We start from the raw sequence: 17,995 nt of genomic DNA on the forward strand, positions 1-17,995 counted from the left end.
TTGCGTTACGCAATGCGAAGGGAGTCCCCATGGAACGCCTCGTTGAACGACGCACTGCCCTCGCCCTCCTCGGTATGCCTGCAGCGCTCTCGCTTGGTACGGCGCTTACGGGCTGCGGCAGCAATAATGCGCAGGATAATGCCCCAGACATCTCTGCCACGGAGCTTACCGCAGGCGTCGAGGGAGCTGCACTTAAGCAAGAATCCATCGCTGACACCCTTGCAGGCCAGACGGCAACGCACGCGCCGTTTGACTTTGCTGTTCGTCTGCTTCAGGGCACATATCCCACAATCCAGCAGACAAACGTGCTTGTCTCTCCCCTCTCGGCGCTCTTTGCCCTGGCCCTAGCGGGAGCCGGTGCCGCAGGCGATACGCTTTCCCAGCTAGGGACCGCAACGGGCATGGATATCGACTCGCTTGCGACCTACCTGGGCGCTTGCGTCCGTCGCATCTCTGGCGAGGACCTCTACGACACGCAGCAGAAGGGTGACGCCCTTGCCCTCAAGTGCGCAAACTCCATTTGGCTGAGGTCGTCAGATGACCTCAGCGTCTCGGAGGATTACCTCGCCGCCTGCAAAGACTCCTTTGACGCGCAGGCGTTCTCGGCGCCGTTCGACCCAACGACCGCCGAAGACATCAATTCTTGGGTCAGCTCCAAGACCGATGGCATGATCGACCAGCTTGTGGACCGTATCGCCGCAGATGATCAGCTCTTTCTCATTAACGCCCTTGCTTTTGATGATGTTTGGCAAGAACCGTACGAGGAAAGCGACGTGCAGGGCGACACCTTCGCCACCGAGAAAGGAGACGAGCAGAGCGTCCGCATGATGCACTCTCATGAGACAGCCTACCTCGAGAACAGCCTTGCAGAGGGCTTCCTGAAGCCCTATAAGAACTACAACTTTGCCTTTGTCGCGCTGCTTCCCAAGCAGGGCGTGCAGCTTGCGGACCTCGTGGCATCGCTAGACGGAACATCTCTACTCGACATGATCACCAACCCCGTTCCCAACATCGAGGTATCAGCCGGTCTCCCCAAGTTCTCGCTTGACTACCAGACCACGCTCAACGACCAGCTGGTAGCCATGGGCGTGCGCGATGCCTTCGACCCAAACCTCGCCAACTTCTCGCGCATGGCCACCCTCAAGGACGGCAACCTTGCCATTAGCGCCGTGCTCCAAAAGACCTTCATTGACGTAAATGAGGCAGGCACAAAGGCGGCAGCGGTTACCGCAATAGGCGAGGCCGGTTCAACGGCAACGCCAGATGAGCCCGAGGTCCGGGAGGTCATCCTAGACCGACCCTTTGTCTACTTCATCATCGACAACATGACCCTGACGCCACTGTTTGCAGGCGTTCTGACACACATGGAGTAGGCGCCGTGCAAACCCTTACGCCAAGCCGTCAATCTGTCCAATAGCCCAAAGGGGGATGTTCACAAGCCACCCCTCATCGCGATACGGCGAGAGGGACGTGCGCACGGCGCGAGACAGACTGAACTTCTCGCATGCCACCTTGAGGCTCTTCGACTTGAGGTTCTCCGCTGCTTTCACCTCTATGGGAAGCAGAGCGCCATCTTTCTCGATGGCGAAGTCTGTCTCGGCAGTGCCCGTCGAAGACGACCAGTATACGGGCGCGTGCCCATGTGCCAGCAGCTGCTGGTCCACGTATTGCTCTGTAAGCGCACCTTTGAACTCCGTGAAGAGCCTTGATCCATCAAGGACGATTTTCTGATCAAGCCCCGCCAAAGCTCCCAACAGTCCCACATCCACGCAGAAGAGCTTGAAACTTGACACATCCTCATAGCCCACAAGGGGATACCTCAGCGCGTCGACACGGGGAACCTTGCTCGCTACTCCGTAATCAACCAGCCACTGAATGCACTCCTCAAAGTCTCGGGCACGCGCTCCTGGCCGCACTGCCCCGTATACGAAGCGCTTGTTCTCGCGCGCGAGCTGACCGGGTAGCGACTTCCAGACCAGACGCATCCTCTCGAGAATGCGTGCCGGAGCATGTTTTGAGAAGTCCGCCTCATATCCGTCGACAATCTGCCGCTGTAGCCGGCGACACTCGTTGTAATCCCCACTCCGCACAAACGCCTGGGCAACCTCGGGCATACCCCCAACAGCCAAGTAATCCCTCAAGCGAGCGGCAAGCACATCGTGCAGTCTCTCAAGTGCTCCAAGGTCCTGCGCCTCAAGCGCGTCCGCAACGGGATCTCCATTTGCTGCCCTAAGAAACTCTTCAAAAGAAAGCGGCCGCAGCGTGAGCTCGTCGACCTTGCCAACGGGATACGACTCACCAGCTCTTCTCAGCGCCAGCCCCATGTACGACCCCGCAGCAATCACATGAAACTCACGCGCCTGCTCGCAGAAGTACTTGAGCGACGTCAAGGCACGAGGTGCTTCTTGAATCTCGTCAAAGGCGAGAAGGGTCGTTAAGGGATCAATTGGGCGTCCAGCTCTAAGCTCGACATCTCGAACAATGCGACGCGGATTCAAGTCGCCATCGAAGATGGTGCGTGCGCCCTCATCCTGCATGAAATCGATGCGCACTACATCTTTGAACTGAGAACGGCCAAACTCATCGATGAGCCAGGTCTTGCCGGTCTGACGAGCCCCCTTTAGAACCAAGGGCTTACGGTTCTCGCGGGTCTTCCACGCAAGAAGATCGTTCATGAGAGTTCTCTGCATCAGGCTGCCCCCATCCATCGCTTGTATGGCCCATCATACGCAACTCACACGATTTTCGTTGGAATAATGTGGATTACTCCCACATTATTCGTTGGAAAAACGTGCGAGTCTCCCACATTTTCCTATGGAATCATACGCAGCTGTTTAGGAAGGGCAAAAAACAGCAGTCACAAAGGAACTCCGCCGTCAGAATAACGTGAAGCTTCGTTACGAAAAGAGGGCGGACCAAAGGCCCGCCCTCTCAAATACGTTCGTTCGAGTACTCGAACGCCCGAAGCTAGATTCTTGCAACCCCGCTCTTGCGCGCAGCGTCGGCCACGGCTGCAGCGACGGCAGACGCGACGCGCTTGTCGAAGGCACCGGGGATGATGTAGTCCGCAGCACGGTGCTCGTCGTCCACCAGGCCGGCGATGGCGTAGGCCGCAGCCTCCATCATGTCGTCGTTGATGTCGCTCGCACGCACGTCAAGCGCGCCGCGGAAGATGCCCGGGAACGCCAGCACGTTGTTGATCTGATTGGGGAAGTCCGAACGGCCAGTCGCCGCCACGGCAGCGCCGGCGGCAAGCGCCTCGTCGGGCATGATCTCGGGCACGGGGTTCGCGCAGGCAAAGATGATGGGGTCCTTGGCCATCAAGCGCACCATGTCCTGCGAGACCAGGTTGGGCTTGGAGACGCCCACAAAGACGTCCGCACCCTTGAGGGCGTCGGCAAGTGAGCCCTGGACCTTCTCGGTGTTGGTCCAAGTGGCGACCTCCTGCTTCACCGGGTTCAATCCGTCGCGGCCCTCGTAAATGGCACCAGTGTGATCGCAGATGATGATGTCCTTCACGCCCATGCGCTTCATGAGGCGAGCAATGGAGATGCCCGCAGCACCGGCACCCGAGAAGACCACCTTGACGTCGCCGAGATCACGACCGGTGAGGCGGCACGCGTTGATCAGCGCGGCACAGGTCACGACCGCGGTGCCATGCTGGTCGTCATGGAAGACGGGAATGTCGCAGGTCTCCTTGAGGCGACGCTCAATCTCGAAGCAGCGCGGCGCGGAGATGTCCTCGAGGTTCACGCCGCCAAAGCTGCCGGCGAGCAGCTGCACGGTGCGCACGATCTCATCCACGTCGTTGGAGCGGATGCACAGGGGGAAGGCGTCCACGTCGGCGAAGGTCTTGAAGAGAGCACACTTGCCCTCCATGACGGGCATGCCCGCCTCGGGGCCAATGTTGCCCAGGCCGAGAACCGCGGAGCCATCGGTCACAACGGCGACGAGGTTCCAGCGACGGGTGTACTCGTACGAGAGGCTCGGATCCTTCTGGATCTCCAGGCAGGGAACAGCGACGCCCGGCGTGTAGGCCACGGCAAGCTCCTCCGGCGTGCTGATCTGGGCCCTGCTCACGACCTCGATCTTGCCGTGCCACTCCTTGTGTGCGTCAAGTGCGTGCTGCTTTGCATCGTCAGCCATCTTGGCTCCTTCGACGAAAGGGGACAACTTACACGACCTTTCTATCTTAAGCCATCGACAGATGCCCAGAGCACGTTACCCGGCCTATACTTCTTTGCAAACGGGCGTCGGAAGGATTGGCATGAAGGCGAACGACATCAAGGTGGCCGCATCCATCTGCGCGGGGGTCATCGGCTACAGCTACGCACTCAAGTTCGCAATGGCGGGCCTTGAGGTCTGGGCACAAAACCGCACGCCGGAGTCCAGCAAGCTTGCGCAGCAGCGTGTGCATGAGAGCCTGAACTCCCTCGTAAACAACAGCGTCTACACCGAGGAGCAGGCGCAGGAAATCGCGTCCCGCATCCACTACACCAACTCCGTCGCCGAGGCAGTGAAGAACGCGCAGTTCATCCAGGAGAGCTCGGCGGAGCACTACGAGGTCAAGTGGGAGATTGTTGGGCAGATCGAGGCCGCCGCAGCCCCGGACGCAATCATCGCAAGCTCCACTTCGGGACTTCTCGTGACCGAAATCGCCAAGAACGCAAAGCACCCCGAGCGCTTCTGCGGCGGGCACCCCTACAATCCGCCTCATCTCATCCCCCTCGTTGAGATAACGCGCGGCGAGAAGACCACGGAGGAGACCGTCGCGTGCGCCAAGGACTTCTACCAGCGCATTGGCATGGAGCCCGTTGTGCTCCAGAAAGAAGCCCTGGGCTTCATCTGCAACCGACTCCAGATGGCGCTCTACCGCGAGGTGGCGGATCTCGTGATGAACGGCGTGTGCTCGGTCGAGGACGCGGACAAGGCGGTGACCTTTGGTCCTGGCATCCGCTGGGGCATCATGGGGCCGTCCCTTGTGTTCGAGCTTGGCGGCGGAAAGGGAGGCGTCTCCGGGCTCATGAACCACCTGCGCGACTCCACGACGCTTTGGCTCCAGGACATGGCAGACTGGAAGGAGTTCCCAGCCGAGTGGGCTGACATCGCCCAGAGGGGCGTTAACGAGGAGCTCTCGCACCGCACCCCCGAGACGGGCAACACTCCGGAGACCCTTGCCGAATACCGTGACCATATGCTCATCGAAGAGCTCAAGCTCCATGGCAAGCTCTAGGGAGCGCCAGCACATGACACAGAGCGTCCTCATCAAAGACACCACGCGAGAAGAGCGCGAGGAGATCGTGCGCCGCGGGCTCAACTTCTGCGGCGACGGGTCCTGCGAGCAGTGCGTCGGCTGCTCCATGGGCGTGGGGTCAATCGATGCCATGTACAAGCCCTACATCGACGGCAAGCTGGAGCTGGCAGAGGTCAACATGCTGCACGCCGCCACCACGTTCACGCTGGGAGGCGGGAGAAATGCAGACATCGCATCCGCATCCAGCGCCGAGACGAGCAAAGAATAGCCGAGGTTCAATGCACGCACGCACACCCAAGCACTTCGTCCTCGAGGAGCGCCTTGAGCGCTACGCAGACTACATCGAACCGGCGCCACAGGACTATGCCGGCCGCTGGGCCGAGGCATGCCACCCCCTGAGCGGCACCGCCATCCCAGCAGACGGCGCGGAGCAACCAGGACGCTTTCGCGAGGTACGCCTCGACCTGGGCTGCGGCAAGGGCGCCTTCACGGTGGAGGCAGCGCGCCGCGAGCCGGGCGTCCTCTTCCTCGGCATGGACGGCGAGCCCCTCTGCATGGCGTACGCCGGCGGTCTCGCCGCAAAGAGCGGTCTCGAGAACGTCGTCTTTCTCGCCTGGGACGGCCATCGCGTGACAGAGGCCTTCGCCCCCGGCGAGCTCTCGCGCATCTACCTCAACTTCCCCACGCCGTTCCCGCGCAAGCGCCAGGCGCGCCTTCGCCTCACCGACGCCACCTGCCTCATGGACTACCGTCGCATCCTCGCGCCACAGGGCACGCTGCGGCTCAAGACCGACAGCCGGCCCCTCTACCTCTTCACGCTCGAGGAGCTTGCCGCTGCCGGCTACAAGGTGCTCTGGACCAGCGAGGACGCCCGCGCAGACTTCCCCGACGACCCCACAAGCGGCTACGAAGAGCGCCTTGCCGCAAACGGCGCCAAGGTCTTCGCGCTGGAGGCAACGCCGGGACCAGCACCCGCGAGCTTCTCGCCCACGCCGCAGCGCGGCCTGGTGGAGTACCTCCCCCAGGACCTCGCGGACCTCGACTACGTTCCCTTGGGCATGGAGGCCACGGTATGGAACATGCGCAACCGCGAGGCGAAGCTCTGGGCAAAAGGCCACAAGGGCAGCAGCTCCGCCCAGAACGCCGACTAGATGCCCCAGCAGAGAAGCGCCGCCTTGCATGATGGCAAGGCGACGCAGCTAGATGCTGGCGTTGCTCGCGCGCCTATGCGGTGGCGCCAGCCCAATGTGCGTTCACGCAGGACTGCGGCGCGGGCACAAAGCCCTCGAAGATCACTGGTGCACCCTCCTCCTCGGAGGCAAGCATGTCTCGCTCGCTGCGGATGGTCCACGTGACCAGCTTGCCGCCGAGAAGCCCGCACACCAGGCGCACGGCGGGTTGCTTGCGGTCATCAAACTTGTACGCGATGAAGTCCGGCTTGGCGGCAGCGTTCCCGAGAAGTGCGGTCGCTCCCACGCACAGCGGCAGAGGCAGCGCCTTGGCGCTCGCGCCGGCATCCCGCCCAAGGAAGTCCATCGAGAGCTGCCCGCGGATGACCTCGGGGCGGTTGCAGCGAAGCCACACGAGCACTGCGGGATCGAAGCTCTCGATGCAGTAGCGCACGTCGAAGGTGTCCAGGCACTCCATGACACGGCTGGTGAGAAGGTCGGCGTTCTCGCAGTACGTCTTGACCTCGATGATGAGCGGCGCGGGCATGGAACCCTCCCCGTTCCACTCGAAGATGCGCAGGACCTCGCCGAGCGTGGGAATGCCCTGGCCTGTCCCGTTGAGGCGAAGCTCCTCGAGCTGCGGGCGCGTGAGCTCCTCGACCGTGCCCTCCTTGCCCGTCATGCGCTTGAGGTCCGAGTCGTGGATGACCACCAGGCGGTCGTCCGCCGTGAGGTGAACGTCCAGCTCAACGCCAAAGCCGTACTCGCGGGCGCGTCTGAAGGCCGCGAGCGAGTTCTCCGGGGCGCCAAGCGTGTCGTCGTGAAGGCCGCGATGCGCGTAGCGGTAGCGCGCGAACTCCTCCCAGCGCTCGTCGACCGACTTGTCCCCCGTGCGCGGTGCCATCCCGCACACGGCAGCCGCTCCCAGGCCTGCGGCGATGCCGGCGGCAAAGAGCGCCGGATGCTTGCGAATCATGCAGGTTGTCATCGAAAGTCCTCCCCCCCCCGATTCCAGCGACACAGAACGCAATGCGCCTAGGATAGCGCTAGTCCGTGTCAAACGCCTCGAGGCCGCGCTTCTCGACCAACTTCGAGTCGCCGTGATGCACGAAGAGCATGGTCACGAAGCTCGCGGCCACGAACACCGTGGCGTAGATGAAGAGCGAGCGATAGCTCACGTTGTGCATGAGCCAGCCGGCGGCGATCGGCGTGACCGTCTGCGCAGCCATCGAGAACGTGTAGTAGAGGCCCGTGAACTTGCCGGTGTCGGAGCCCTTGCACATCTCGACCACCATGGGCAGCGAGTTCACGTTGATGCCGGCCCAGCCCATGCCAAGGACGATCATCACCACGTAGAGCACGGGCGAGAAGCCCATGCCGGCAAAGGTCCAGGCGGCGCAAAACGCAAAGCCTCCGCCGAGAAGCACAATGCCGCCCTGGATGGTGCGCTTGCGGCCAACGCGGCTGGCGATGGCGCCCACGGGAATGTACGAGACAATGGCGCCAACGTTGGCCACGATGAGGCAGCGGCTTGCCTCGCCCAGCGCCATGCCCCACTCTGCCTGCGCATACGTGGTAAACCAGGTCTCCATGGCGTTGTAGCCAATGAACCACAGGGCAATGGATGCGAGAAGGAAGCCCAGCGAGCGCCTGACCGGCGCGGGGAGCACCTCCTTGCCCGTGGCGGCGTCCTTCTCGACAAGGTTCTCCTCGGGGTGCTTGGCCTCGTATGCCGCGACCTCGGCCTCGAGCTTGGGCTCCTTTACGGTGAGAAACACGATAGCTACCGAGACCACCATGATGGCAGCGACAATCACAAAGAGCGGCAGGTAGTCCACGTGATCGAGGCCAGCAGTGCGGCCCTTGTTGTAGAGCACGGAGGCAATCCCCAGGTAGATGATGCCGCCCACGGCGCCCATGAGGTTGATGATCGCGTTTGCGGGCGAGCGCAGCGGCTTGGGCGTGCAGTCCGGCATAAGGGCCACGGCTGGACTGCGGTAGGTCCCCATGGCAACAAGCACAAAGAGCAGCACGCCAATGAACGCGGCGAGAAGGGCACCCGAGCCGTCCGCATAGTACGCGTTGTCGATGATGGGCAGGAAGATCATGCCAACCACGGCAAGCGCCGTACCCACGAGGATGAAGGGCATGCGGCGGCCCAGGCGGCTGTGGCACCGGTCCGAGAGCGAGCCAAAGAACGGCAGGAGGAAGAGGGCGAGGACGTTGTCGGCGGCCATGATCATGCCCGAGAACGTCTCGTCCAAGTGGAACGTGTTCGTGAGCATGAGCGGAATCACGCTGTTGTACATCTGCCAGAACGCGCAGATGGAGAAGAACGCAAAGCCGATAAGGACGGTCCTGCGCACGTTGAGTTTCACGGGTTCCTCCTAACGCCGGGGTTGCCGCACATCTTTGATGCTAGCTGGCGCGAGGGACGGAGGTGCCGTCGGCCGCCGGCGGTCTGGCAGGCGGCGCGGAGCGGGGCAGCGGCGCCCTTCTCGCCCGGCGACGCGCTCCTCTCCCGGCGGCGCCCTTCTCAGCTGCTTTGCTGCCCTTGTCGCCGTCGCCGGAAGAGCTATATTTTCGCCATTTGCAACATAACCCCCCGCTCCGGCGACAAAATGTCGCCGGAAGTGGCCAAATGGTGCACAGTGCATCAAATTGCGTGCTCCGGCGACAAGCAACCACTCTCGTCGGCGCAAGCCCCATCCGCGCCGAATCCGCTGTGCGCCGACACCCGCGGGTGATACTGTAGAAACTTGCAAACTCAGCCCCCGCTCTCGGGAGCCCTTGAAGGAAGGCCGCAAACGATGCCTAGAATCACACCAGGAAACAGGCTTTACCTGTACAAGCTTCTCTCGTCCACCCTTGGGACCAACCGCCAGGCGCTTCTCTCGCGCGTCGAGGAGGTGCTTCTGGAGGACGGCATTGCGCCGCAGGACCTTGGGCAGGAGGACATTCAATCGCTTATGGAGGCGCTTCCCGAGTTCGTTCGGCTCACCGTCTTCAAAAAGGGATGCGTCTACGCAACGATCGTGCCCAACGAGGAGTACGACGGCTACCTCGAGCGCGCGGGACAGTCTGGTTCCGACAGCGCAGGCGAGAAGGGAAGCAAGAGCAAGCCGTGGAAGCGTCGCAAGGGCTCGCACGACCCCAAGCCGACAAAGCCGCGCCACGTCGAGAAGGCCGAGGCCAAGCCGGAGCCCGCGCCGGAGCCGGAAGCTGCGGCCGAGCCAGAGCCGGCATCCGCGCCGGAGCCGGGGCCTGAAACCGTAACCGTGCCGGAACCCGAACCGGCGCCAGCACCTGCGCCGGCGCCGAAGCCCTCCCCCGCCGCCGAGACCCCCAAAGAGCCAAACGAGCCGCAGGCAGAGGCCACTGAAGCCGAGACCCGCGAGCAGCCGGCGCCCGAGACGCCCGCCAGCTCTGGCATCAACCTCACCATCACCTACGACCCCTACGAGGACATGGAGGCAGACCTCGCAGCCGCTGCCCAGGCACAGCCCACGGCGCCAACACCGGCTGCAGCCCCGGCGCCCGTCGCCCCAGCACCTACGCCCGTCTCGGCACCTGCGCCGGCGGCCGCACCCACCCCCGCGCCAAACTCGCAGCAGCTCCCCCATCAGAACCTCCCCGAGCGCTTCTCGGAAGAGGTCCACTGCAAGGACGAGCTTCTCCGTGTGCTCTACCAGAAGCTCCCCATCGACGCCGACGTCACCCGCACGCTCGACGAGGACTGGCGCGTGGCCCGCTCGACCGGGACCCTCTCGGGCACAAGGAGCCGCGTCACGTTCCCGCTCCGCTACCTCCACGAGGACGGTTCTGGTCCAGTTGAGGTCACAATCCGTCGCACGTCACGGCCAACGTCCGGCAAGCAGTGGAGTCTCGCGCTGGTGGATGGCGACGACGGAACCGGTGCGGTTCACGAGCAGGTTGGCCTTGAGGGCCTTCCCGCGGCTGACGAGGGCGCGTGGAGCGACCTAGCCGGTGCGCCGCAGCAGGGTACGGGCTCTCCGGCCGTAAGCCCGCTTCGCGAGTTTGCGCAGTTCGCAGTCATCGGCTCCTGGGAGCGCACGCTTGGGACGCTTGCCACCATGGCAGCGCCTGAGCGCTGGAACTTCCCCGGCGAGGGCGTGGGCGGTCCCTCTCGCTATGGCATCCTGCGCGAGTACCTCACTGTGACCTTCCATCGTGCCGTTGAGCAGGGACGCATTGCCACGGCGACGGACAGCTCACTCGCTGCTTATAACACGGGGTTGCTCACCCCCTTTGGCGAGGACGTCTACGCAGTCTTCTCGCCCAACTCCGGCGACATTCCCTGGAAGCTCGACGGCTTTGCCACTGCGGGCTCGGGGGAGTTGGGCGCCCGCCTTGTGGCGACGCTTCCCGAGCTGCCGCAGCCGGCAAGCTACCTCGAGCGCGTCGAGGACGTTGTCTGCCAGCCGGGGCACATGCTCATCCTTGACACCGAAGCGCTTCTGGGCGAGAAGGTCGGCCGCCTGCCGCGCGCCTTCCTCGCCGATCAGCTGGCCGGAAGCCCCGAGGCATCGCGCCTGCTGCGTGACGGCATGGATGCCGGCAACGGTCGCCTGGGGCGCAGTGCATGCCGGAAGCTGGCGCGCACCATCAAGGGAGACCCCAGCCTCTACCGCCGCATGGGTCGCGCGCTCCAGGATGCCACGACCCTCTCGCTACGCCTAGCGCAGGCAAGCTATCGCATGGCAGCGCCGGCATTTGACCCCGCCACCAGTACCATGCGGCTCCTGCTGCCGCTCTGCCTGGTAGACGATGGCGTGGCCGATTGCGCCGCGTCGCTTGAGCTCATGCCGTCCGGTGCGTACCGTGGAGCGGCGATCCTCTCGCTGCCGCGCGCTTATGCCTGCGCGCGCGTCGTGAGCCGAGACCAGCCCACATGGCTCTCGCCGGAAATCGTCCTGTAGCCTTGCTCGGGTAGACTGGAATCACAAAGGCACCGAAGGGCCGCAACTAGACCGCGCTGGAGGCATGCATGTCGAAAATCGAAATGAAGACCCCGCTCGTCGAGATGGACGGCGACGAGATGACCCGCATCATCTGGCAGATCATCAAGGACGAGCTTATCTGCCCGTACGTCGATCTTAAGACCGAGTACTACGACCTGGGCCTTAAGCACCGAGACGAGACGGGCGACCAGGTGACCATCGACTCCGCCGAGGCCACCAAGCGTCTGGGCGTGGCAGTCAAGTGCGCGACCATCACCCCCAACGCGCAGCGCGTCGAGGAGTACCACCTGCACCAGATGTGGAAGAGCCCCAACGGCACCATCCGTTCGATGCTCGACGGCACCATCTTCCGCGCGCCCATCGTGGTCAAGGGCATTGAGCCCGTGGTGAAGTGCTGGAAGCGCCCCATCACCATCGCGCGTCACGGGTATGGAGACGTGTACAAGAACGTCGAGTATCGCGTACCCGGCGCCGGCAAGGCCGAGCTGGTCTTCACCGACACGGAGGGCCACGAGGAGCGTCGCCTGATTCACGACTTTGACCAGCCGGGCGTGATCCAGGGCATGCACAACGTGGACTCCTCCATCGAGGGGTTCGCGCACAGCTGCTTCGAGTACGCACTCTCCACCCATCAGGACCTGTGGTTCGCCTCGAAGGACACCATCTCGAAGATCTACGACCACCGCTTCAAGGACATCTTCGCGGACATGTACGAGAACGAGTACCGCGAGCGCTTTGAGGCGGCGGGCATCACGTACTTCTACACCCTCATCGATGACGCTGTGGCACGCATCATGAAGAGCGAGGGCGGCTTCATCTGGGCATGCAAGAACTACGATGGCGACGTGATGAGCGACATGCTCTCGTCGGCGTTTGGGTCGCTTGCCATGATGACCTCGGTGCTGGTATCACCCCACGGCCAGTACGAGTACGAGGCGGCACACGGCACCGTACAGCGCCACTACTACAAGTACCTGCGCGGGGAGGAGACCTCGACCAACTCGGTGGCCACGATCTTTGCGTGGACCGGGGCACTCGCCAAGCGCGGCGAGCTGGACGGCACGCCGGAGCTTGTGGACTTTGCCAAGCGCCTGGAGCACGCGACCGTCAAGACTATCGAGGACGGCCGCATGACGGGCGACCTTGCGCGCATCACCACGCTAGAGAACTCCACCAAGCTCAACACGCGTGACTTCATCCTTGCCATTCGCGACGAGCTTGAAGCCGGCGTGTAGAGACGCCGCATCGAATCAAGGCAGGAGGGGGCGAGGCCATAGTCTCGCCCCCTCCTCTGCTCTTTGGGAATTCCCCAAGCGCTTGCATGCGTGACCTGGCGCAATTCGACGGTTGGGCTACGGTTTTTCGTGCCAGGACCAGGGGCGGGAACGGCTAAGCCACTGCCTCTCGAACCCGTCTATCGCTGCTCAAGATCCGCAAGTGCTCCAACAACGTCGTCCACTAGCACATCGGCGCCCTCGCGCACCGCCTCGGGCGCGCGGTTGAAGGTGTACGCAACATCCGCTTCGTCCAGAAGCGGCAGGTCGTTGAAGGAATCTCCAATGCCACCAACCAGGCCAAGCCCCAGACGCTCACGCGCGACGGCAAGACCGGCGCCCTTTGAGCACCCTGTGGGCACCACGTCCACAGAATCGAGATTCTGGAAAGCGGAAACCCTGCCCCCAAGCAACTCCCCCACTCCAGCCACAAAACGCGCAGCGCGCTCCTGGGTACCAAACCCCAGCGAGATAACCTGCACGCCCCCGCCGTTGTCGCCATGTCCAATGGACAGCGCTTCATCAACCGAGCTCACGACCCTAAGTCGCTTGAGAAACGCTTTGGGTAGACCGGGAATGCTAGCACCACCCAGCACCAGGTACCCAGATTCCAACGCTATAAACGGCGGCCGCGAGGTCTGTCCACGCGTTGCATCCAGAAGTGCGCGCACATCGTCGTCGGGAATCTCGCGTGAGAACAGCGTGTTCCCCGCCCCGTCGCTCACGCACGCACCACTGCTCGTGATGGCAAAGTCGAAGCTCAGGTCTCTTCCCGCATCCGCAAGAACGGCGCCAAGCGGACGCCCGGTGCACACGCCAAAGAGTCCACCCCCAGCGCGAAACGTCCGGATAGCTTCAATGTCGCGCGGGAGGAACCGATGAAGCGGATGCGCCCTGCCGCCAATGCCAAAGAAGAGTGTTCCGTCAAAGTCGCTCGCCATCGCCCTTCCCGCAAAGCCAGCACCCGTCATCAACAGCTCCCTTCAATAACGCAACCCTGCCATCATACCGCGGCCGGCTCAGGCGCCGTTGAAAAGCAAGGGCGCCACCGCCCAAGATGAGCGGTGGCGCCACTTGCAGCATAGAAACGTCACCTCAGAAGACAATTAGTGCCAGATGCGCTTGGCGTCATCGTCTGTGATAGTCCAATCGTTCCCGTCGAGGTGCCAGTTCGCGAAGTCCTGAGAGTCGCCGGATATCTGGTACTCACGCCAACCGGTGTCGAACTTGCCGTTACTCGTCGTCATGAGGTAATAGCGCAGGCGATCCGCAGGGTCCCTACGATCCTCAATTGCCTGGTTGTACTCGCCGTAGTGATTAAGCACATCCTGCGAGGCACCCATACCCTTAAGCATGGTTGCCTGAAGATCGTAGTGGCTCACTGGCTGTTGGGAAATCTGGCACGGCACGGTGTCCGCCTCGGCAGACTGTGCGGGCTTCACAAAGATGATTGGCGTCGAAACGCCGTCCAACACGTCTGGTGTGAGATACCACACACCATGGTCTGCTGTAATAATCACCGTTGTGCTGTCATACAAGCCCAAACGCTTGAGTTCGTCAAGGTAGGTGCGCACGATCTTGAAGGCACCAACCATCTGCGACTCCCAGTCGCTAGACTCCGCAACCCTGTTGCCGTCGGCATCCATGGTATAGGGCCAGTGCGTACCAACAAGGTGAATGAAGCGGAACGAGGCATCCTCGTCGTTGATGGAAAGGCCATTCTCCTTGAGCGCCTGGTAGTAGGCAGGGTCATCCATGATATAGGGCGTCAGGTCAGGAGATGTCCCGCTCGTACTTGCGGTCATGACCTGATTGATCTGGTCCGTATAGAACCAGAAGAATGGCTTGGCAATCCACGGCATGTCCCGATACAGCGCGCACTGGTACAGAATGCGAAGCGTCCCCTGCCAATCAAGGGCGCTCTTCGCAACGTCCGAGGTACTCTCGAAGTTCTCAGCATGCTGTCCCAGGTACTCACTCCAGCCATCGATCCAATCCGCAGAGTCAGAGTAGATGCCCGTGGTGTAGCCCTGAGCCGCCACATCATCCAAGAAGTGGCTGTTTGTGTACATGGACGAGAGAAAATCCGCCGCATCCTCGCCCTCCTGCGGCCGCGCGCCCGTGAGCAGAGACGGAATGCCATAGCGCGTGGGAATCATCGACCCCGTGCTGTTCTGGTACCAGGTAAAGCCATCCAAACCGTCAAGCATGTTGGGGTTGTCGGCATAGGCTTGCTTGGCATCCGCGGTGTCGGTCATGTCCAGCACAAAGCACACCACGTTCTTCTTGCCAGAGACGTCAAAGAGGCCTTTCTCGGTAATGGTGATGGACTCTGGCTCGGATGCCGCCTTGGTCACGATGCCCACGACGCCCGTCACCTGCACAATGATGAGGGCAACGCTCAACACTGCGGAAACAGCCCTCTCGATACGTGGACGCTTGACCGCAAACACCAAAAATGCAACAAGAATGGTTGCCCATACGAGCAGGCTGATAGCAGTGATTTTGTTGTACTGGGTCCAGTCTACAAGGTTGCCATCGGCAACTGGCAGGCTCGAGTTCATAAAGAGCACCTGCACGTAGGCGCCCACGCCAAACGCCACGACTATGGCAACAACCACGTCAAAGGCGCGCCCACGAACTGCCGAAATGGCAAGGCCGAAAACAACGGAAACGACGAGACCCGCCACCACCACAACCTGCCATACTTGCTTTATGCCAAAAAGGAGGCTGTCGGAGCTGCCGGCAACAAGCTCAAGCGGCGCCACCACGAGCACCGTAAGGACGAGAAGCGCGCAGGCGAGAAGCGCAAGCACAAGGCGACGCCCCCACGGCAAACTGGGCGTGCGGCGCTTGGAGCCACCAAGTGCGGACCCGCCCATGGCGGCAAGATCCTCGCGTGCCGACGCGTCTGCCGCGGGCTTCCCGGCTGGGTCGATGCGCGATACGGCCGGCTCCGCCACGCGCTTGGCGCCCTCATCAATGTGCAGGATCCTCATGAGCGCCTTGCGGGTGCGCCTGAAGGCCACGCCCAGGACCGCGGAGAGCGCAACAGCAACCGCGGCCAGCGCTTGAATCGTATAAGTCATGACCGAGGGGTCCACGTAGGCAAGCGCCGGCGTGGCCATGGCCGTGAGCAGGCAGGCGCTTATCGCAGAAATGCCCAAGACATCCCAGACAACGATGACTCCCCTCGAGAAGCAACGCGCAACGCGTCCATCACACGCATGCCTAGCGACCATCACGCACACCGCCATTCTCTGCCATAGCACCGGCAGCCGTAATGTCCTTACCCTCCTGCTTGGCGAGAACCTCTCTCAGGATGTACTCGCCCGCAGCCTCACCGCCATGGCCAAGGTTGTAGATGAAGCCGTCTCTAATCTCGCGAATCCTGTCGTTCCAGGACGAGGAGTTCGTAACCATGTCGTCGATGACGCCCTCGAGGTCAGAGAGGTCCGCCGGGTCGAGCGAGCGGCCAATCTGATTGCGCAGGCTGATGTCGGTGGGCTCTATCCCAACCTGCTCCCAGTCTGGGTTCGTGACCTTCATGGGCGTGTCGATGAAGAGCGACGGCTTGAGCGTGGTGAACGAGAACTCCTCCGCGATGGAGGACCAGTCGGTCACTAGGACGTCGGACTCAAGGATGGAAGAGTGGCCCGAGAAGTCGCCCTCAAAGACCAGCTCATCCTTGGGCACCTTGGCATAGCGCTCGACCAACGCATCCCAGCGCGGACGGTAGCGCTTCACGTACTCCGGATGCGGACGAACAATCACGCGGTAACCATGGCCCAGAAGTCTTCCCAGCATGTCATCAATGCAGGTATCGAGGATGTTGTCTTGGTTCCAGGACGGGGCAATGAGAATGACGGGCTTCTCGTGTGTCACCTTGGGCATGGCCTCGTAGTCGGCAATCTCGCGGTCGAGAAGGTCGTAGCCAATCTTGGGGAGCTTCTTCCTTGGTGTGTGATAGACCTCCTCCATGCGGCGAAGCTCGCGACGTTGGTGCGGCCCCACGCACATGACCGTGTCAAAGTTGTCGTACTCCTCTTTGGTCGAGGTGAGGTGCATCGAGGTCATGTGGTGGCACATGTAGATGTACTCGATATCCTTGCGGATGTAGGAGCGCTTGATGTAGTACACGTCAAGCGCGCCAAGCGAGCTCACTACAACGTCTGCGTCCATCTTCATCATGAGGGTGATGAGGCGCTTCTGGTCGAGGAAGTACGGGATGAGGCGGGGCTCGCGCTTGGCGATGTCAAAGACCTGATCGTTGGGGTCGCTCGTGAGGTAGTGGATGCGCACGTCGGAGTTGTTGAGCAGCCACTCGATAGCGCCCTGGAAGTACTTGTAGAAGCCGGAGCTCTCGGAGTAGAAGACCAGGTGCTTGCCGTTGACCTTGAAGAAGCGCTTGTAGTCTGCCTTGGCACGACGGGCAAGCGGGTCTGGCTGGTACCACTTGCGGTCGCCCTTGGTGGCCTCCTCGATGGCGTTGAACTCGTCGCGCGCGGCATTGAGGTCCTCGTAGTCGATGTAGTCGCGCGGTTTCACGATCACGTTGCACAGTGCCTGCACCGCAATGGAGAGCAGGTTGGAGCACACCCAGTAGAAGGCCATGCCGCACACCACGTAGAAGCCCAGGAAGAGCGAGAGGGCAATGGAGAGGCCGTTGGTCATGTTCTTCTCGGCGCGGGACTGCTCGCGCTGGAGGGGATTGATGCGGTTGGAGGCCCAGCCCATGACCACGGCCGAGAGGCCCGCAAGCAGCGGCATGATGAGCGACGCCCCGCCGTTCTCGATTGGGACGAGGCCCAGGAACTCCGTGCCGGGGGCGCCGGAGTCCGTGATGGAGTGGATGACGTCCACCAGGCCAAAGAGGATGACCACCTGGATGGCCAGGGGGATGAGCGAGAGCAGGGCGTGGTAGTGCTTCTCGTGATAGAGCTCGTTCTGCTTCTCCTCGATGGTCTCGCGGTCGCCGTAGTAGCGGCACTTGATGCGGAAGAGCTCGGGCATGAGCTGGACCATCACGATGCTGTTCTTCTGGCACCACACCGAGAGGGGCATGAGAATGACCTTAGAGAACAGGGTGAAGAGAAAGATTGCCGCCCACCAGCTGCCGGTGAGGTCATAGGCCGGCTGCACGATAAGAGAGAAAAAGCTCGCAAGCGCCTCAAACATTATGCAACTCCCAGGGTTTTCAGCTGATATTGGGACCGTGATACCTTACCACGCGAGAACGACACAATTACCTTCTCCTAACATGCTCACGAACCTGCTATGCCGCATATCGCGCCGCATGCGCTGCGTTATCCTCAT

At 62.1% G+C, this 17,995-nt stretch carries 13 protein-coding genes; 6 read left to right on the top strand and 7 right to left on the bottom strand.

Going from position 1 to position 17,995, the window contains the following annotated elements; all coding sequences use genetic code 11:
* Nucleotides 1-29 precede the first annotated feature (29 nt).
* A complete protein-coding gene (locus tag BT122_RS09620; RefSeq protein ID WP_072355709.1) occupies nucleotides 30-1,373 on the top strand; it encodes a serpin family protein in 1,344 nt (447 codons plus the stop codon).
* Between the two features lie 15 nt (nucleotides 1,374-1,388).
* On the opposite strand, the gene BT122_RS09625 is transcribed toward BT122_RS09620, so the two are convergent.
* Together BT122_RS09625 and BT122_RS09630 are read right to left on the bottom strand one after the other, a co-directional pair.
* Nucleotides 1,389-2,675: an ATP-binding protein gene (locus tag BT122_RS09625; protein ID WP_286130358.1), complete on the bottom strand. Its 1,287-nt coding sequence runs from the start codon at nucleotides 2,673-2,675 to the stop codon at nucleotides 1,389-1,391.
* Nucleotides 2,676-2,967: 292 nt separating this feature from the next.
* Complete coding sequence (locus BT122_RS09630) at nucleotides 2,968-4,146, bottom strand: NAD(P)-dependent malic enzyme (protein ID WP_072355711.1); 1,179 nt, start codon at nucleotides 4,144-4,146, stop codon at nucleotides 2,968-2,970.
* Between the two features lie 121 nt (nucleotides 4,147-4,267).
* On the opposite strand from BT122_RS09630, the gene BT122_RS09635 reads away from it, so the two are divergent.
* Genes BT122_RS09635 through trmB form a run of 3 tightly spaced genes read left to right on the top strand, consistent with a single transcriptional unit; the run spans nucleotide 4,268 to nucleotide 6,405 of the window.
* Nucleotides 4,268-5,233 (top strand): 3-hydroxyacyl-CoA dehydrogenase family protein, encoded by a 966-nt coding sequence (locus BT122_RS09635; RefSeq protein ID WP_072355712.1) that lies wholly within the window; start codon nucleotides 4,268-4,270, stop codon nucleotides 5,231-5,233.
* Complete coding sequence (locus tag BT122_RS09640; protein ID WP_286130359.1) at nucleotides 5,220-5,522, top strand: NADH-ubiquinone oxidoreductase-F iron-sulfur binding region domain-containing protein; 303 nt, start codon at nucleotides 5,220-5,222, stop codon at nucleotides 5,520-5,522. Before BT122_RS09635 ends, BT122_RS09640 begins: the two co-directional genes overlap by 14 nt.
* Before the next feature lie 10 nt (nucleotides 5,523-5,532).
* Nucleotides 5,533-6,405 (top strand): tRNA (guanine(46)-N(7))-methyltransferase TrmB, encoded by an 873-nt coding sequence (trmB, locus tag BT122_RS09645; protein ID WP_072355714.1) that lies wholly within the window; start codon nucleotides 5,533-5,535, stop codon nucleotides 6,403-6,405.
* A 73-nt stretch (nucleotides 6,406-6,478) separates the two neighbouring features.
* On the opposite strand, the gene BT122_RS09650 is transcribed toward trmB, so the two are convergent.
* Together BT122_RS09650 and BT122_RS09655 are read right to left on the bottom strand one after the other, a co-directional pair.
* Nucleotides 6,479-7,411, bottom strand: a complete 933-nt coding sequence (locus BT122_RS09650) for a glycerophosphodiester phosphodiesterase family protein (RefSeq protein ID WP_072355715.1) — start codon at nucleotides 7,409-7,411, stop codon at nucleotides 6,479-6,481.
* A gap of 58 nt (nucleotides 7,412-7,469) precedes the next feature.
* Nucleotides 7,470-8,801 (bottom strand): MFS transporter, encoded by a 1,332-nt coding sequence (locus tag BT122_RS09655; protein ID WP_072355716.1) that lies wholly within the window; start codon nucleotides 8,799-8,801, stop codon nucleotides 7,470-7,472.
* Between the two features lie 432 nt (nucleotides 8,802-9,233).
* On the opposite strand from BT122_RS09655, the gene BT122_RS09660 reads away from it, so the two are divergent.
* Together BT122_RS09660 and BT122_RS09665 are read left to right on the top strand one after the other, a co-directional pair.
* Nucleotides 9,234-11,363, top strand: a complete 2,130-nt coding sequence (locus tag BT122_RS09660; RefSeq protein ID WP_072355717.1) for a DUF3825 domain-containing protein — start codon at nucleotides 9,234-9,236, stop codon at nucleotides 11,361-11,363.
* A gap of 68 nt (nucleotides 11,364-11,431) precedes the next feature.
* Complete coding sequence (locus BT122_RS09665; protein WP_072355718.1) at nucleotides 11,432-12,640, top strand: NADP-dependent isocitrate dehydrogenase; 1,209 nt, start codon at nucleotides 11,432-11,434, stop codon at nucleotides 12,638-12,640.
* A 179-nt stretch (nucleotides 12,641-12,819) separates the two neighbouring features.
* Here the strand turns inward: BT122_RS09665 and BT122_RS09670 are convergent, their stop codons facing one another.
* The 3 genes from BT122_RS09670 to BT122_RS09680 all read right to left on the bottom strand — a co-directional run bounded on the left by BT122_RS09670 (nucleotide 12,820) and on the right by BT122_RS09680 (nucleotide 17,857).
* Entirely contained in the window at nucleotides 12,820-13,650 is an 831-nt protein-coding gene (locus BT122_RS09670; protein WP_072355719.1) for an HAD hydrolase family protein, read from the bottom strand.
* A 135-nt stretch (nucleotides 13,651-13,785) separates the two neighbouring features.
* Nucleotides 13,786-15,921 (bottom strand): sulfatase-like hydrolase/transferase, encoded by a 2,136-nt coding sequence (locus BT122_RS09675; RefSeq protein WP_353612550.1) that lies wholly within the window; start codon nucleotides 15,919-15,921, stop codon nucleotides 13,786-13,788.
* The gene (locus BT122_RS09680) at nucleotides 15,911-17,857 is read right to left on the bottom strand and encodes a YidC/Oxa1 family membrane protein insertase (protein ID WP_072355720.1); all 1,947 of its coding nucleotides are present in this window, start codon (nucleotides 17,855-17,857) and stop codon (nucleotides 15,911-15,913) included. Before BT122_RS09680 ends, BT122_RS09675 begins: the two co-directional genes overlap by 11 nt.
* Nucleotides 17,858-17,995: the final 138 nt, after the last annotated feature.

It is taken from the genome of Olsenella sp. kh2p3 (assembly GCA_900119625.1).
GTDB lineage: Bacteria > Actinomycetota > Coriobacteriia > Coriobacteriales > Atopobiaceae > Tractidigestivibacter.

Excerpts from the sequence above, each read along its gene's own strand:
- BT122_RS09620 (WP_072355709.1), top strand. The coding sequence starts at position 30 with ATGGAACGCCTCGTTGAACGACGCACTGCCCTCGCCCTCCTCGGTATG.
- BT122_RS09625 (WP_286130358.1), bottom strand. The coding sequence starts at position 2,675 with ATGAACGATCTTCTTGCGTGGAAGACCCGCGAGAACCGTAAGCCCTTG.
- BT122_RS09630 (WP_072355711.1), bottom strand. The coding sequence starts at position 4,146 with ATGGCTGACGATGCAAAGCAGCACGCACTTGACGCACACAAGGAGTGG.
- BT122_RS09635 (WP_072355712.1), top strand. The coding sequence starts at position 4,268 with ATGAAGGCGAACGACATCAAGGTGGCCGCATCCATCTGCGCGGGGGTC.
- BT122_RS09640 (WP_286130359.1), top strand. The coding sequence starts at position 5,220 with ATGGCAAGCTCTAGGGAGCGCCAGCACATGACACAGAGCGTCCTCATC.
- trmB (WP_072355714.1), top strand. The coding sequence starts at position 5,533 with ATGCACGCACGCACACCCAAGCACTTCGTCCTCGAGGAGCGCCTTGAG.
- BT122_RS09650 (WP_072355715.1), bottom strand. The coding sequence starts at position 7,411 with ATGACAACCTGCATGATTCGCAAGCATCCGGCGCTCTTTGCCGCCGGC.
- BT122_RS09660 (WP_072355717.1), top strand. The coding sequence starts at position 9,234 with ATGCCTAGAATCACACCAGGAAACAGGCTTTACCTGTACAAGCTTCTC.
- BT122_RS09665 (WP_072355718.1), top strand. The coding sequence starts at position 11,432 with ATGTCGAAAATCGAAATGAAGACCCCGCTCGTCGAGATGGACGGCGAC.
- BT122_RS09670 (WP_072355719.1), bottom strand. The coding sequence starts at position 13,650 with ATGACGGGTGCTGGCTTTGCGGGAAGGGCGATGGCGAGCGACTTTGAC.
- BT122_RS09675 (WP_353612550.1), bottom strand. The coding sequence starts at position 15,921 with ATGGTCGCTAGGCATGCGTGTGATGGACGCGTTGCGCGTTGCTTCTCG.
- BT122_RS09680 (WP_072355720.1), bottom strand. The coding sequence starts at position 17,857 with ATGTTTGAGGCGCTTGCGAGCTTTTTCTCTCTTATCGTGCAGCCGGCC.